The sequence below is a fragment of the Chryseobacterium flavum genome, assembly GCF_003385595.1.
Taxonomy (GTDB): domain Bacteria; phylum Bacteroidota; class Bacteroidia; order Flavobacteriales; family Weeksellaceae; genus Chryseobacterium; species Chryseobacterium flavum.
The window spans coordinates 133,512-149,797 of record NZ_QNUE01000011.1; the positions used below are offsets into that span (position 1 = coordinate 133,512).

Annotated in this window: 15 protein-coding genes; 12 read left to right on the top strand and 3 right to left on the bottom strand. The window is 35.6% G+C overall.

Annotated features, from left to right (window positions below; all coding sequences use genetic code 11):
- The first annotated feature begins 8 nt into the window (after positions 1–8).
- Together DRF59_RS14375 and DRF59_RS14380 are read left to right on the top strand one after the other, a co-directional pair.
- Entirely contained in the window at positions 9–938 is a 930-nt protein-coding gene (locus DRF59_RS14375; protein ID WP_115961484.1) for a UbiA family prenyltransferase, read from the top strand.
- A 64-nt stretch (positions 939–1,002) separates the two neighbouring features.
- Positions 1,003–2,169, top strand: a complete 1,167-nt coding sequence (locus DRF59_RS14380; protein WP_115961487.1) for a proline dehydrogenase family protein — start codon at positions 1,003–1,005, stop codon at positions 2,167–2,169.
- A 378-nt stretch (positions 2,170–2,547) separates the two neighbouring features.
- Here the strand turns inward: DRF59_RS14380 and DRF59_RS14385 are convergent, their stop codons facing one another.
- Complete coding sequence (locus DRF59_RS14385) at positions 2,548–3,075, bottom strand: helix-turn-helix domain-containing protein (RefSeq protein ID WP_115961490.1); 528 nt, start codon at positions 3,073–3,075, stop codon at positions 2,548–2,550.
- Between the two features lie 919 nt (positions 3,076–3,994).
- Here DRF59_RS14385 and DRF59_RS14390 point away from each other — a divergent pair.
- On the top strand, positions 3,995–5,104 hold the full coding sequence (locus DRF59_RS14390) for a M14 family zinc carboxypeptidase (RefSeq protein WP_115961536.1): 1,110 nt from the start codon (positions 3,995–3,997) through the stop codon (positions 5,102–5,104).
- Positions 5,105–5,189: 85 nt separating this feature from the next.
- Here the strand turns inward: DRF59_RS14390 and DRF59_RS14395 are convergent, their stop codons facing one another.
- On the bottom strand, positions 5,190–5,702 hold the full coding sequence (locus tag DRF59_RS14395) for a DUF4920 domain-containing protein (protein WP_115961493.1): 513 nt from the start codon (positions 5,700–5,702) through the stop codon (positions 5,190–5,192).
- 144 nt (positions 5,703–5,846) lie between these two features.
- On the opposite strand from DRF59_RS14395, the gene DRF59_RS14400 reads away from it, so the two are divergent.
- The 6 genes from DRF59_RS14400 to DRF59_RS21300 all read left to right on the top strand — a co-directional run bounded on the left by DRF59_RS14400 (position 5,847) and on the right by DRF59_RS21300 (position 14,087).
- Positions 5,847–7,253: an APC family permease gene (locus tag DRF59_RS14400; RefSeq protein WP_115961496.1), complete on the top strand. Its 1,407-nt coding sequence runs from the start codon at positions 5,847–5,849 to the stop codon at positions 7,251–7,253.
- 157 nt (positions 7,254–7,410) lie between these two features.
- Positions 7,411–7,851, top strand: a complete 441-nt coding sequence (locus DRF59_RS14405; protein WP_115961539.1) for a GPW/gp25 family protein — start codon at positions 7,411–7,413, stop codon at positions 7,849–7,851.
- A 24-nt stretch (positions 7,852–7,875) separates the two neighbouring features.
- Positions 7,876–9,759 (top strand): type VI secretion system baseplate subunit TssF, encoded by a 1,884-nt coding sequence (locus DRF59_RS14410; RefSeq protein WP_115961499.1) that lies wholly within the window; start codon positions 7,876–7,878, stop codon positions 9,757–9,759.
- Positions 9,760–9,781: 22 nt separating this feature from the next.
- Positions 9,782–10,711, top strand: a complete 930-nt coding sequence (locus tag DRF59_RS14415; protein WP_115961502.1) for a DUF6845 domain-containing protein — start codon at positions 9,782–9,784, stop codon at positions 10,709–10,711.
- 163 nt (positions 10,712–10,874) lie between these two features.
- Positions 10,875–13,706: an excinuclease ABC subunit UvrA gene (uvrA, locus tag DRF59_RS14420; protein ID WP_115961505.1), complete on the top strand. Its 2,832-nt coding sequence runs from the start codon at positions 10,875–10,877 to the stop codon at positions 13,704–13,706.
- 246 nt (positions 13,707–13,952) lie between these two features.
- Positions 13,953–14,087: a bacteriocin-like protein gene (locus DRF59_RS21300; protein ID WP_115961507.1), complete on the top strand. Its 135-nt coding sequence runs from the start codon at positions 13,953–13,955 to the stop codon at positions 14,085–14,087.
- A gap of 33 nt (positions 14,088–14,120) precedes the next feature.
- On the opposite strand, the gene DRF59_RS14430 is transcribed toward DRF59_RS21300, so the two are convergent.
- Positions 14,121–14,666 (bottom strand): DUF3828 domain-containing protein, encoded by a 546-nt coding sequence (locus tag DRF59_RS14430; RefSeq protein WP_167456682.1) that lies wholly within the window; start codon positions 14,664–14,666, stop codon positions 14,121–14,123.
- 173 nt (positions 14,667–14,839) lie between these two features.
- On the opposite strand from DRF59_RS14430, the gene DRF59_RS14435 reads away from it, so the two are divergent.
- From DRF59_RS14435 to DRF59_RS14445, 3 genes are all read left to right on the top strand, one after another.
- Positions 14,840–15,352: a DUF421 domain-containing protein gene (locus tag DRF59_RS14435; RefSeq protein ID WP_115961513.1), complete on the top strand. Its 513-nt coding sequence runs from the start codon at positions 14,840–14,842 to the stop codon at positions 15,350–15,352.
- A 5-nt stretch (positions 15,353–15,357) separates the two neighbouring features.
- On the top strand, positions 15,358–15,849 hold the full coding sequence (locus DRF59_RS14440) for a GNAT family N-acetyltransferase (protein ID WP_115961516.1): 492 nt from the start codon (positions 15,358–15,360) through the stop codon (positions 15,847–15,849).
- Positions 15,850–15,951: 102 nt separating this feature from the next.
- Positions 15,952–16,176, top strand: a complete 225-nt coding sequence (locus tag DRF59_RS14445) for a hypothetical protein (RefSeq protein WP_167456683.1) — start codon at positions 15,952–15,954, stop codon at positions 16,174–16,176.
- The last annotated feature ends 110 nt before the right edge of the window (positions 16,177–16,286 follow it).

The following is a 16,286-nucleotide window of genomic DNA, read 5'->3' on the forward strand; positions in this document are numbered from 1 at the left end:
AGATTGGAATGAATTCTGAAAAAGAAACTTTCCAATCTAAAAATTATATTTCGAAATCTCTGTTTTACAGATTTTCACAATTCGTGGGCTTTATGCTCGGCGCCCGCTTTTTCGTTGCAGCGTTGCTGACATTTGCACTTTATGTGTCCACTTTTTTCCTGTTCAATCAGGATGAGACCTTTAGGAATTTTGTATTTGATTTCAAAGTTCACGGGATCATTTTCTGTACTGTTCTTACTATTTTAGCAGGAGGAATTATCAATCAGTTTTATGACCTGGAAAAAGATCATATTGCAAAACCATTCAGAACAAGAATCCAGAGCTTTATCAAGCAAAAGTATTTTTTGTATGCCTATCTGGGATTAAGTGCCATTTCTCTGGGAGTTGCATGGCTGATTTCCCATAATGTTTTTGTGTTTTTTCTTGTATATCAGTTTTTTATGTGGTTTTACAGTCATAAATTAAGCCGCATCCTCATTCTCAATAACCTTACTTTTGTAAGCCTTACCTTATATCCTTTTTTTGGAATGATGGTCTATTATGAGACCTTTTCCAAAAAAGTATTTTTAATGGCGGTTTTTCTTTTCCTGATCCTGCTTTGTATTGATATTGTAAAAGATACCCTTACAAAGAGTGTTGACAAGGCATTCGGTTATACTACCATTCCCAACTATTTTAAAACAAAAAGCACCAGAACGATTCTGATTTCCCTGTTGATCATAACTATGGCGGTTTCGATGAAAATTATTACCAGGACGGGAATAACCAGTTTTATGGCGTATTATTTTGTGGGAGGATTATTTGTAATGATCTTATGTATCTATCTGCTCTTGAAGTCTACGAGGAAAAACAATTTCCTTACCATTAATATATTACGGCTTTGGGTCTTTGTGGGAATCATCGCTATGCTTTTAAATGGAATTGAAAGTAAATTATAAAAAAATTCTTTAAATAATACTGTGGTTATTATTACCTTTGCAGAACTAAATTTAATAAATAGGAATGCCCATTTTTAATGATACTAAAGTTGCATTTGCAGACAAGTCTGATGCACAATTGAGAAAGGCTTACTGGATGTTTAAAATGATTGAACAGCCTGCACTTACCAGCCTTGGAACGTCCATCCTTAATTTTACAGTACACAACAATTTTCCATTCGTAACCGGAATTGTTAAAAATACTCTTTTTGAACAGTTTTGCGGGGGAGAAACCCGTGAAGAGAGTATGAAAGTAGTAAAACAGCTTTTTAAAAGAGGAGTAGGAAGTATTTTCGATTATTCTATTGAGGGAAAAGAGGATGAGGAAACTTTTGATGCGGTATGTAAAGAGATTAAGGATATTGTAAGATTCTCAGTAGGAAATCCGGCAATTCCTTTTATCGTTTTTAAACCAACTGCATTTGGACGAATTGATCTGTATGAAGCGGTTGGAAAAGGACCTGAACTTACATCAAGCCAAAAAGAAGAATGGGAAAGAGTTGTCAAAAGATTTGATGAGGTATGCAGCCTTTGCCATGAAAATGATAAAAAAGTGATGGTAGATGCTGAGGAAACATGGATGCAGGATGCAGCAGACCAACTTTGCGAAGAGATGATGGAGAAATATAACCAGCAAAAACCTATTGTCTGGAATACCATTCAGATGTATAGAACTGGAAGGCTGGAGTATATGGAAGCACATCTTCAAAGGGCAAGAGAGAAAAACTATTTTATAGGATATAAAATTGTTCGCGGAGCCTATATGGAGAAGGAAAGAGCAAGAGCAGCAGAGAAAGGATATGCAGATCCAATTCAGCCCACTAAAGAAGCATCAGACAGAAATTACAATGCCGGAATTGATTTTGTGATGAACCATCTGGATAAGGTATCTGCTTTCTTTGGTACTCATAATGAAATCTCATCAGAGCTGATTATGGATAAAATGAAGGCTAAATCTCTGGAAAACGGGAATCCTCATATTTATTTTGGACAGCTGTATGGAATGAGTGATAATATTACATTCTATTTGTCAGATAAAGGCTATAACGTGGCTAAATACCTCCCATACGGACCTGTAAAAGATGTAGTGCCATATTTAACCAGAAGAGCCCAGGAAAATACCTCTGTGGCCGGACAGACGGGAAGAGAGCTGGGACTTATAAAAAAGGAGCTGGAAAGAAGAAAAAAATAAGAATATATAACAACAATAAAAGATACCTGTCAACTGACAGGTATTTTTGTTTAATAGGATTATATTAATTTTATCTGAATTAGTGATAATTTCTTTAAATATTAATTGTGTTGAATATATTATAAAATAATTTCATTAGTATTGTTAATTTCGTTTGATTTTATTATATTTGATAAACTATAAAAAACTGACATGAAAACTTCCGGATAAACTTTCCTTTATTTATATAGCCGTTTATTGATTAGTAAAAATCTAAAAAACATTCGAAATGTGTAATGATAACACATGAAATAATTTAGCGTAAAATAATAAAGCAATAGCTTTAGTTTTCTTCTTCAAATATTTTTTAGCCTGACCATTTTTCTTTGGTCAGGTTTTTTAGGGCTCGAAACTTTCAAATTTTCCATTTTCATAGAACAAAACAATCCGTTTTATTTTATTTGATTGATTTCCAATAGCTTGGCTAATAATATGATCTGGTGTATTTTCTAATTGCTGAGAATCGGATATTCTTTCCTGAGCTTTACCTATGGACGATATAACGGATTCTCCGGGACTTTGTAGCAAGGCTTCTTCGTCACTTCCAAATTCATCATCCTCATTCATCATGGTAAAAAGATCGGGGAGAGGAGTAGGCTTTCCTCTTTCTTCTTCGGCAGTAGTATCCGTAGCAGCAGTTTCCGGCTGTTGGGATTTCAGCATTTCTCCTTCACCAGTAACCAGCCAGTCCCACATAAGCTCCGGAAAACGGGATTTTATTTTTATGATAAATTCAAGAGATGGTTTATTTCTTCCTGATGTAATATGCGAAATGGATGAACGCTGTACATCAATCTCATCAGCAAACTCGGACGGAGTGAGTTGGGAATACTCTATAATTTTGGAAATTCTTTCATTCAAACTCATAAAAATAAGCCTTTAATTATTTTACAAATGTAATATATATAATTTACAAATGCAAAATACAGATGTAAATAAATGAAAAATCATACAGTATACAATTGTAACATGTATATAACTATTTATAAATCAGTATTATATAATAAAAAGATAATATTACTGGTTGTAATATTAGTTTCATCTACATTGACTAATAGCCTCAATTATATAACCAGAATTAAGTTTAATAATGTAAATTATAGCTATTTTTAGGGGATAATTTCACTTCTTAAGCTATTTCTTTTTGTTTATTTACATGAATAAACTATTAAACGTCTTTTCTAGGAATAATCCAATTAAAATGCTGTTTTTGTGATATTTGTGAAGTTTATCATTCCTAATTACATATGTAAATAGCCTCATAAACTGGTCAATTAGATCCTAATCTAATCAATAATCAAGAGATAACTCGCTCATGTATGCATAGACATAGGGTTGTTATTTAAAAATCCATTAATTTCAATAAAAAGGCTAACAATTTTTGATTTACATTTGTATAATAATTAGTTTATTGACCACTTAAATGTTTAATAAAATAACTGATAAATACGATTAATCCTGTATTTCTCTACTTCAAGTAATATTAGAAATACAGTTTAGATAAGTTTTATAACATACTGATTAATAATATTTTGTATATATTCAATTAAATTATTCGCAATTCACAATTTTATCCACAGACATTTTGTCTAAGGTAGTTGTTTAACAACATTACAGAAGTTAACTTATCTTTTTAAATTAAAAATGGAAGCATTTAAACCTTGTAAACCGGTTCTTAATAAAATAACAAATGTAAATTCACGTGTTTTTACTGGTTTTCACAAATGTTAATTTAAGTTTTTCCCTAAAAATGGCTAAATTTGATTCTTGTAAATTATTTCTCAAAATGAATTTTGAACAGATCTATTCTCAAACCCCCGGTTTCTCAAATCGCTATATTTCTCCTGAAAAATTATTTTCTTACCTACAGACAAATCTCAGCGATTATATTCAGCAGATCGGAACCTCCTATTTAGATAAGCCTATTTATCAGTTAAGCATCGGGACCGGAAATATCCAGGTACTGGCGTGGTCGCAAATGCACGGAAATGAATCCAATGCTACTCATGCCATGCTAGATCTTTTAGTTAGTCTTGATAAAGCTCCCAAAATGAAAGAGGATTTGTTCAGTAAAATAAGACTTGACTTTATATTCATGCTGAATCCGGATGGATCTGAAAGATGGACCAGACTGAATGCTGCCGATATTGACCTGAACAGGGATTTCCATAACGAGGCAAGCAAAGAAATCAGGTTTCTGAAAAATGCAGCTGCTTCAAAGAAGTATGATTATGCATTAAATCTCCATGAGCAGAGAACCATTTTTACTACTGATGGTATTCATCCTGCAACACTTTCCTTTTTGGCTCCGTCAGAAAATGTGGAACGCACCGTGACTGAAAACAGAAAAAAGTGCATGGCCGTAATCGGAAGGGTATACAGTCATTTAAAAGATATGATTCCTAACCAGATCGGAAGATATTCTGATGAATTCTATCCAACTTCTACAGGAGATAATTTTATAAAGGCCGGCATGCCTACCATTTTATTTGAAGGCGGTCATTTTATAGATGACTATACCAGAAAAGGGACGAGGAAATATTATACCATTGCTCTTTATTACGCTTTACAAGCAATCAGTGAATTAAATTCTGACTTCACAGGCTGGGAAACTTATCTTGATATTCCTGAAAATAAAGAAACCCATTATGATATTGTTTACAGGAATGTGAAATTAAATACCGAGCATGAATGCATTCTTGATATTGCTGTTCAGTACAGAGAAATCATAGAAGAAGGAAAAGATGAGATTTCCTTTATTCCGTTTGTTATGGAAGTTGGAGACGTAAAAAAAAGAAAAGGCTGGCTGGAAATAGATTGTACAGGGAAAAAATTTATTTCAGAAACCAAATATCCGAAACTGGATGCAGTAGTAAGCTTTACCATAGAAGATTAGAAAAAACGGCAGTCAAAACTAATTGATTGCCGTTTTTATTTTTTGGTATTTTCATAAGCCTGCAGATTCTGTAGTCAGGTGAAATCTAGTTAACCACTTTAATTCCGTTTGCTACAAATCTGATTTCCTCTTTAGGCTGAGTGATGGCATCAATCTCGGACTGAGGCTTGTTGGCATCTTCTGCGTAATGTTTCTGTTCATTTACCGATGTTACTTTTCTTTCTGCGCTTCCTTCCAGTACCACATTTTTACCCTTTAAAGCGGTAGGTACGAAAAAAGCATAGTCTTTCATTTTTACGAAAAATTTAGAATTGTCTTCGGTCTGTATGGTTAACCAGCATCCTTTTTTTTCACAAACATCTGTTACTTTACCTTTGACTGCTACATTTTCCAGTTTTTTATTTTCCTTTTTAAGCTGTTTGCCCAGTTTATCCGCTGTAATTGCTTTCGATTCAGCAGAAGAATCAATTCCCCCTCCGTAAGTGTCACCTGCCAGGGCATTTCCTGCCGGTGGCCCGAATGTTTGCGAGGTTTCTTGTGCAAAAGCAAGAGCAGATACACTTACAGCTGCTGCGAGTAATATGGCTTTGAATTTCATTTTTAATATTTTTTTCAAAAGTACTAATTAAAATTGAATCATAAATCGATAAAAAGTTGATAAAAAACATGTGCTTTTCGTAGATTGGTAATAAAATTCAAAATGAAAGGCATATTTGTTTATATTTGACACCTATACTTGACTATGCAAAAAAAATTAAAACTATGGGATGCCATTATGCTGGTAATGGGGTCTATGATCGGAAGCGGGATATTTATTGTAAGTGCTGATATGATGCGTAATCTCGGATCAGGATTCTGGCTTATTATAGTGTGGGTAATCACAGGAGTTATGACTGTAGCTGCAGCAATAAGTTATGGGGAACTTTCTGCACTGTTTCCGAAAGCCGGGGGGCAATATACTTATCTGAAGGAGATTTTCGGGAAGAAGATGGGCTTCCTTTATGGCTGGGGACTATTTACTGTAATTCAGACAGGAACTATTGCCGCAGTAGCGATGGCTTTCGGTAAATTTACAGCTTATCTGGTTCCGTCATTAAATGATGCTGCACCCCTTTTTCAAAGTGGAGAATTTAAAATTACCTGGGTACAGATTCTGGCCATTGCCGTCATTATTCTGCTTACTTACGTTAATACCAGAGGAGTGGAAAGTGGAAAAATCCTGCAGAATATATTTACGGGCTCCAAGATTATTGCCCTGGTAGGTTTAATTGCGCTTGGATTTATATTGGTAGACATTTCTCATCTGGCCGAAAATTTCAGTATATCGGATTCATATAATAATCTGAAAAAAGATATACAGGGCAATTTCCTAAAAGAAGGCTGGGCACCCATTGAGGGGATGACATTACTGGGAGGAATAGCTGCTGCTATGGTAGGTTCTGTATTCAGTTCCGTAGCCTGGGAAAGTGTGACCTTTGTTTCAGGAGAAATTGATAACCCAAAGAAAAATGTGGTTAAATCTATGATCTATGGTACTTCAGCAGTAATGATTCTATATATAGCAGTCAATTTGGTATATCTGAACGCATTGGACAGAGATGGAATTGCTTTTGCAGCAAATGACAGGGTTGCGGTAGCTGCATCACAGAATATTTTTGGAAGTGCCGGAACCATCATCATTGCTTTACTGGTGATGATTTCTACTTTCGGATGTGATAACGGACTTATTCTGGCGGGAGCAAGGGTTTTCCAGACGATGGCAAAAGATGGGATGTTTTTTAAGTCCGCAGTAAAGAATAATAAAAATGAAGTTCCGGAAAATGCTTTATGGATGCAGGGGATCTGGGCGTCTTTACTGTGTCTGAGCGGACAGTATGGAAACCTTCTGGATATGATTTCTTTTGTGATTGTTCTGTTTTATATGATTACTGTTTTTGGGGTAATCTATTTAAGAATTAAACAACCGGCTCTTGAAAGACCATATAAGACATGGATGTATCCGGTAACCCCTGTTATCTATCTGATTATCGGGACAGGATTCTGTATTCTGCTTTTAATTTATAAGCAGCAATATACATGGCCTGGATTTATTATGGTTTTACTCGGGCTTCCTGTATACTATTTTATTAACCGGAAGAAACAGGCCTAAGATTCAGAACTGGCATACACAGGGCTTTCAATTCAAATTGAAAGCCCTGTTTTTTGAATTTTATTTAATTTATTATGATAATTATTTAGCGAAAATGCGTATTTTGGTATTTCGTTTTTAAGTAAACATGACCATGAAGTAAAATAAGAAGTTGATTATGGATACACCAAATTACAGAATGCCTTTTGTTCCATCTACTTTAATGACCGAAGGCGGAAGTATCGATACATGCGATATGGGAGAAAGTATTGCCCACAACATTATGCTGCTGATCACAACAAAGAAAGGGGAGAACAGATATGATGAAAATTATGGAAATGATGTCTGGAATCTCGAATTTGATAACGGAGTAACCAGTGCTATCTGGGAGAATGTTTTCATCAAAAGCCTAAAGAGACAGATCCAGGAATATGAACCCCGGATTGTACAGCCGCAGATAGAAGCCCATATACAGTTTGTAGAACACAGTTACGATACGAAAGAACACACAGAAATCAAGAAGAAAGTGAGGATTGCCATCAATGCTAAAATGGAGGCAACAGGAGAGCGTTTTAGTTTTTCAACGGAATTATTCCTGAGTCCGATGTCTATTGATTAATGTTTTTTAACAGCACCAAAATTTATGAATTTAGATCAGAATATTTATTCCAAAGAATCTGTAAAAGCCAGAATGCTTCAGAACGCTACCAAAGTATGGGGATTGAAAAGTCCGCAATCTTTAGACCCGTTTGTAAAATTACTGATAGATGCATTCAGTACAGAAGTCTTTAAAGCAAACAATGAAATTCAGACAGTAAATGCACGTATTCTGGAAAAGTTGGCAAAACTTCTGACACCATCCATTTATACCCATCCCATTCCTGCTCATTCAGTGGCTTTTACACAGCCTTACGAATCTTCGGAAGTATTACTGGAACATACGGAATTTTTCTTCCGCAAACAAATGACTTCTACTATAAAGTCAGAGTCTGATAAGCAGGTAAATATCCCTTTTACACCTGTTGGAAATGTAAGAATCAATAAGGTTCATACCTCCATAATGTTTGTGGGAAATACCTGTTACAGCATTGATGACCGGTTCAATAAAATTCCTATTGCAAGGTTTGCAGGAAGACCTGAAGACTATAGAAGAATTACAATAGGTGTAGATGTCAGCAGATATACCAACGAAAATTTCCCTAAGTATTTAAGTGTTTTCTGCTCCAATCCCGCTTTTGAACATCTGGATTTTGTATATAAACTGTTACCTTATATTACGGTTTCCAGCAATGGAAATCCACTGTTTGTAAGAGAAGGACTGAGCTATCTTACAGAAAACCGGCCTGATGGTTATGAGCAAATGTTCAGAGAACAGTCTATCCGTAATAAAGTGATCGACGATATCAAGAGTATTTACCGGCATAAGTTTATTGAAATTACAGGACTTTCCCAAAGTTTATTCTCGGAGCCGGGGAAACTGCCGGAGAATCTCGAATTTCTTCAGGCAAAAGAAGAGATTGTAAAATATATAGAGAACAAAAAATACCTGTGGCTTACTTTTGAATTTCCCCCGCAATTTTCTGCTGAAATTCTGGATAATTTTTCATTCGTGCTTAATGCCTTTCCAATCTATAACAGGGGCTGGAAAAAAACAGAGTATAGTCTGGATATAATGGGAAATAACATTCCCTTAGTAACGGATGAAGGTGAACATTTCCTATATGTAGATGAGGTTCAGGACGGAGATGGAAGAAAGTATACAGAAATTCCATTTACACCGGCAGATGATCTTAAAAAAGGACTATATACCGTAAGAAAAGGAGGAATGGAACGTTTCACCAGCCGAAATGCTGTTGATATGATTGCCAATGTGCTGGAGCTGACCAGAGATGAGATTGCGGCATTCTCTCTTTTAAACAGAGATAATGTAAAAGGAGTGCTCAGTGAAATGTCTGATAAGATGAAGTCTATGGTACAGAAAGTAAATAATGCCAAAAGGAATATCAGACAAGAACTGAATTATGTAATTATGGAGCCTGTGGAAAAAACAGATCACACATATGCATCTTTCTGGGTGACACATTGTACGCTGGCCAACCATATGCGTCCGGGAACTGAGCTTTCCAATCAGCTGAAATCGCAGACGATAGTTTTGCTTACCGAGACTCTGGGAGGAGCAGAAGAACAAAAAGGAACAGATAGTATTCAGGCTTATAAATATGCACTGACTACCAGAGATAAGATCATTTCACTTGAAGATGTCAAAAATTATTGCAGAATGATTTTAAAAGATGAAGTTAAAGAAGTAAGGGTGAGAAGAGGAACAATGATCAGCAATAAGCCTAAAGAAGGTTTTGTAAGAACTGTTGAAGTGGAAATTGTTCCGCAGAATTATTCTTTTTATGGCAGGGCGTATTGGGAGAATATGTCTAATATTCTCAGAAACCAGATTATTGCCAAAGCAATAGATGGTATTGAATACCTGGTAAAAATAAGCAATGAAGATGTTGAGTTCCAGGATATGTAACGGAATAACTAAATAAAAATATATGAAAAAGATTATTATACTGGCTATGGCTTTGTCTCTGACTACAGTTAGCGTAAGCTGTAAAAAAGCAGTTAATAAACTGGGGAATAAAGTTCTGAATTTAGGAGGAACCGAAGAGGCAAATGCTATTATTGAATTTAACAATAATCTTATAGATTCTTATAAAAATACTTCAAAACATATTGAAAGGGTTTTAAAATATACAGAGGCAGCAGCAGCAAAATCAAAAGGCGAAAATGTGATGATCATGCCTATTGTCCTGAGTGCAATGGACCATAGTTTTTCAAGAATAAAAGGAGTTCCTTCCGGATTTGGAAAAGATAAAGCTGCGATTGAGGCCGATTTTACTACTTATAAGACAAAAAAAGAAAACATAGAGAAAAAGTTTGAAGAGCTTAAATCTTATATGAATTCCGAAGATTATAAGGATGATAGGGGCGCTAAGGCAGAAATGATCAGGAAAGAAATAGAGACTGAAGCAAACGCTTTCTATATTTCAGGAGAAAACCTGATGGCAAAAATTAAACCGGCAACAGATGCTGCTGAAGAAGTCATTCTGAAAGATCACCCGATGAAGGAGTATATCATCTCTTCTAAGAAAGTAATGAATTCATTGGATTCTGTGATAGAGGTATTGGGTAAACAGTATACCGGAAAATTTAATGAAGCAGAGGCCCAGAAAAAATATGATGAATTTGCCAAAGTTGCAGAAGCCAATTCAAAAATGGAATTTAATGTTAAAGATCAGCAGTACGCTTATAAAAAAAGCCAATTTGAAAACTTTAATAAATATGCATCTAACTTTTTGGATACTTATAGAAAATTAATCAGGGATTCTAAGGAAGCAGGAAAAATACCGGACAGTAATATTGAACAGATTGATTCTTCCTATGAATCCGTACTCAGTGCTTATAACTCATTTGTAAACTGATTAGAAATAATTATTTATACCAGACCGATACTTGCGATCGGTCTTTTTATTTATATAATAGATTTATTCAATGTTCAATTTTTGTGTCATTTACGGTGAGCAAAATTCCATAAAATTCCGTAATTTTGCACGTTGTGATTTTCAGGCAAGATCACGCTGAATTATGAGCAAATCAACAGAATATATAGAAGTTTACGGTGCACGTGAACATAACTTAAAAAACATTAACGTTAAAATTCCTCGGAATGAACTGGTGGTTATTACAGGCCTTTCAGGAAGTGGAAAATCTTCCCTGGCTTTTGATACCATTTTTGCGGAAGGGCAACGTCGTTATATTGAAACTTTCTCTGCCTATGCACGTCAGTTTTTAGGCGGGCTTGAACGTCCGGATGTGGATAAAATAGAAGGACTGTCACCTGTTATTGCGATTGAGCAGAAAACAACAAACAAAAATCCACGTTCTACTGTAGGAACCGTTACAGAATTGTACGATTTCCTGCGTCTTTTATATGCAAGGGTTTCTGATGCATACTCATTATCTACCGGAAAAAAACTGGTAAGTTATACGGAAGATCAGATTCTTGAAACCATTAAAGAAAATTACAAAGCAGAAAAAATAATGCTTTTGGCTCCGGTTGTACGATCCAGAAAAGGACATTATCATGAACTTTTTGTACAAATGGCTAAAAAAGGATACGGCCAGGCAAGGATTGATGGTGAATTGCAGGACATTGAATATGATTTGAAACTTGATCGTTACAAAACCCACGATATTGATATTGTCATTGACCGTTGGATTATTGGTGAAAATGCTTCAGAAACAAGAATGGAAAAATCATTGCGGACAGCAATGGAAATGGGAGAGGGGATCATTGGAATTCAGAAGTTGGGGAGTACGGATATTGAATACTTTTCTAAGAATCTGATGGACTCCGAAACAGGACATTCTCTGGCCCTTCCGGAACCCAACACTTTTTCATTCAATTCCCCGAAAGGAAGCTGCCCGGACTGTAAAGGACTGGGTACGATCAAAAAAATTAATACAGACTACTTTATTGAGAATCCAAAGTTATCAATCAACCAGGGAGGCTTACTTCCGTTGGAGGATATTAAATCAAATAAATGGATACTGTCACAGGTTAAAAATATTCTTGAAATCTTCGGATTGGGGTTAACAACTCCATTACAGGATGTCCCGGAAGAAGCGCTGGACTATATTTATAATGGCTGTCATAAGGAATTTAATAAAGACCTTAAATATGCCGGGATCACGAAGAAAATTAAAATAAGCTTTGACGGACTGATTCCTTTTATGGAAGAAATTATTGATGAAAGGGAGTCGTATGAAGCTGTTTTGCTGGAAAGGCATTTTACAACGGAGGAAACCTGTCCGGTATGTAATGGGAGCCGTCTTCAGCCTTCAAGTTTAAGCTTTAAAATTGATGGAAAAAATATTGCTGAAGTTAATGCTTTAAGTTTAGCCGATCTCAAAGACTGGTTAGTAGATGTTAAAGATAAATTTTCTGAGAAAAATAAAATCATTGCTCATGAGATCCTGAAAGAGATTGAAACAAGGCTTCAGTTCCTGCTGGATGTAGGTCTGGATTATCTGAGTCTGAGCAGAAGTTCAAAGACCCTTTCCGGAGGAGAGTCCCAGAGAATCCGCCTGGCGACACAGATCGGGTCCCAGCTGGTCAATGTTTTGTATATTCTTGATGAACCTAGTATAGGTCTTCATCAAAGAGACAATGAAAGATTGATTCATTCATTAAAAAACCTCAGGGATATCGGAAACTCTGTACTGGTAGTGGAGCATGATAAAGATATGATTCTGGAAGCTGATGAGGTTCTGGATATTGGACCCAAAGCCGGGAAATTCGGGGGTGAGATTCTCTGGCAGGGAAAACCAAAAGATCTTTTAAAAGCCGATACCATTACAGCTCAATATATTAATGGAAAAAGAAAAATTGAAATCCCTTCCGAAAGAAGAGTCGGAAGTGGGAAAAATATAATATTAAAAGGAGCTACAGGAAATAACCTTAAAAATGTAACTTTAGATATTCCTTTAGGAAAACTTGTTGTAGTAACAGGAATATCGGGAAGCGGAAAGTCTTCCCTGATCAACGGAACTTTATATCCTATCCTCAACAAACATTTCTACAGAGCAGTTCAGGAACCTTTACCTTATAAAAAAATAGAGGGGCTTGAGAATATTGATAAAATTGTAGATGTAGACCAGACTCCAATTGGAAGAACGCCACGTTCTAATCCAGCTACCTATACAGGAATGTTTACCGATATCAGAAATCTTTTTGCGGAATTGCCGGAGAGTAAAATCCGTGGCTATAAACCCGGAAGATTTTCTTTTAATGTGAAAGGCGGAAGATGTGAAACATGCCAGGGGGGAGGACTGAAAGTCATTGAAATGAATTTCCTTCCGGACGTATATGTTCATTGTGAGACCTGTAACGGGAAACGTTTCAACAGGGAAACTCTGGAGGTCCGTTATAAAGGGAAATCTATCTCTGATGTGCTGGATATGACTATAGATGAAGCTGTAGAATTTTTCCAGCCAATCCCTAAGATTTTTGCTAAAGTAAAAACATTACAGGATGTAGGTTTAGGATACATTACTTTAGGACAACAGTCGACCACCCTTTCAGGTGGTGAGGCCCAGCGTATAAAGCTGGCAACCGAACTGGCAAAAAGACAAACCGGGAACACCCTTTATATCCTTGATGAGCCTACAACAGGGCTGCATTTTGAAGATGTAAAGATCCTGATGGATGCTATTAATCAGTTGGTAGAACTGGGGAATTCATTTATAATCATTGAGCATAATATGGATGTTATCAAACTGGCAGATCACATTATTGATGTAGGACCGGAAGGAGGAAAACACGGAGGACAGATTGTAGCGCAGGGAACACCGGAAGAGATTATAAAGTCTAAAAAAAGTTTAACCGGAAAGTTCCTGAAAAGAGAACTGGAATAAATAAGAAAATATAATTATAAAAAGAATCTGTAAGAGCAGATTCTTTTTTTATTTTTACTCAAAACAACACAAGACTGGTTATGAAATATTATTCCATGCTTTGGTGCTCTGAACTGAATCTTCTTGAATTACTATGTTTGGCGTATATTAATTATAAATGAAAATTCTATAAAAGTTAAAGGCAAAACTGTAATGGATAAATATGAAATTCATGATAATTTTACAATATCATAAAATTAAAACGATATGAAAAATTTAAAGAAACTGTCTAAGGCAGATTTAAAATCAGTGTATGGAGGAGAACCAAAGCAATATTGCACGTATTGTGAATGGGCAGATAAAATTTTCTGCAGCGAAATTCCAATCGTTCAATGTCCATAAAAAATTAAAACCGCTTCTTACAGGCGGTTTTTCTTATTCATGGGCGCTTTTTACAAATTCAGTCATTTGGGTTTTAAGATCTTTGGAACTTCCTATCCTGTCAAAAGTAATATTATCAATTTTCCATTCATGTTCGTGCTTAACAAGATGAATCTTATCCGTCCATAATACTTTTGGAGAAGTCATATTATATTCAAACCGGACGGCTGCTTCTGCTGTTTTGTCCTTTACGGTGATCGATTGAATCTGATAGCCGCTATATCCTTCATACAGGCTGGAAAAAATTGCACCTTCAAATATTAAGGGTTTTTCATCCGGGTGATCACTTTTTTTCACTCTTTCGATATCAGCTTTTGATGCACGGACTGCATTCTCCAGAATATTTTTAAGATCAGGAGAAAACAATTCCTGTGAGATGGGCTTATTGTATATTGATTCATTGGACTTTCCATACTGAATATAAAGGTCATATACTTTTTTAGTGATGGCTGTTTTGTCATCTGATGCTAAAGATGAAATTCGCTTACAAGCTATAAGACTAAAAATAATACTTAAGGATAAAAAAAATAATCTGGCCATAATTCTGCATTGTTCCAGATGAATTCCAAAAGCCATACCAAAAAATAATGAAATGTGGGCAGCATAACTTTGCTGCTAACCAATCCCGTTTTCCTGGTGTTTGCTGATACATTTTAAATAAATGAATCGATCAATCGCAAAAAATCAATACATTTGAGTAGATAAAAAAAATTGTGGACCCTATTCTTAATGTTGTTGTCCGTTCCCTCTGCGTTTACTTTTTTATGGTAATCGCAATCCGTTTGTTTGGTAAAAACCAGCTTTCTCAGCTTAATGCAGGAGATGTGGTTTTACTGTTACTGATTTCCAATGCTGTTCAGAATGCGATGGTAGGCCCGGATACCTCGTTGCAAAGCGGGCTTATTGCTGCATTGGTCCTGTTTGTTGCAAATTTTATATTAAAAAGACTGATGTTTTCCAGTCGTTCCTTTGAGAGTTTTATGGAAGATGAGCCTGTCATCCTTATAAAAGATGGTGTGATAAATCACATTGCTTTAAATAGAGTGAAAATTACCCAGGATGAACTGGAAGAGGCAATAAGAGAACATGGAGTTGAGAAAATAGAGAATGTGAAAATATCGGTTTTGGAAGTAGATGGAAATATAAGTGTGGTGGCTGAAGATGAAAAGAGTAAGCAGACCCATTATTCAAGAATTAAAAGAAAACCAAAAAGAAAATACTATTAAACACAATGAATTACGAATTAAGAGAAATGCTTCCCGGGGATGGAGCGAGAGTATTGGAAATCTTCAGACAGGGAGTAGATAGTGGTATTGCTACTTTTGATACAGAAGTTCCTACTTTTGAGGCCTGGGATATGGAATATTTTAATGATTGCCGTTGGGTATTGGAGAATGAAAATAATGAAATTGTAGGATGGTGTGGATTAAAGCCGGTCAGCAAAAGAGAATGTTATAAAGGCGTTGCAGAAGTGAGCATCTATTTTGATAAAAACTATCAGGGAAAAGGATTGGGTTCCGTATTGTTAAAAAAGATGATTTTGGATAGTGAAGATCATGGATTCTGGACATTGCAGACTAACGTCTTCCCGGAAAATGAAATTTCAATTAAATTTCATCAGAAGAACGGCTTCAGAATAGTGGGAGTCCGTAAAAAAATCGGAAAACTGAACGGAGAATGGAAAGACCTGATTCTATTCGAAAAAAGAAGTGAAAGAATTTAAATCATATTTATTTATGAAATAATTTAATCTTTAACAAATTTACTCTTCAATTTGGCATTAACCTTGATATATTTCGCTACTAAGTTTGAAAAAGTGAAAATAATGAAAAGTATGTTTAAAATTGTAGGGGCAGGTGTGGTTATGCTGATGCTATCCTCGTGTGTGGTTCATGAGCATCATGTAAGAAGAATGCCTCCGGGTCATGCGAAGAAGGTATATGGTGGCAGCGCAAGATATTATGCACCTGGCCAGGTTAAAAAAGTCTATATTTATGACGATCGGGGTCATCACCATCACAAAGGCCGGGGTCGTGGACATCACAAATAGAAGAAAAATAAAAGAGGCTGTCTCAAAAGTGAGGCAGTCTTTTTTTGAGCATAAAAAAAGGAAAGCTTTTGCTTTCCTAATATTTGCAAATTGATTAATTTGCTGTGTGT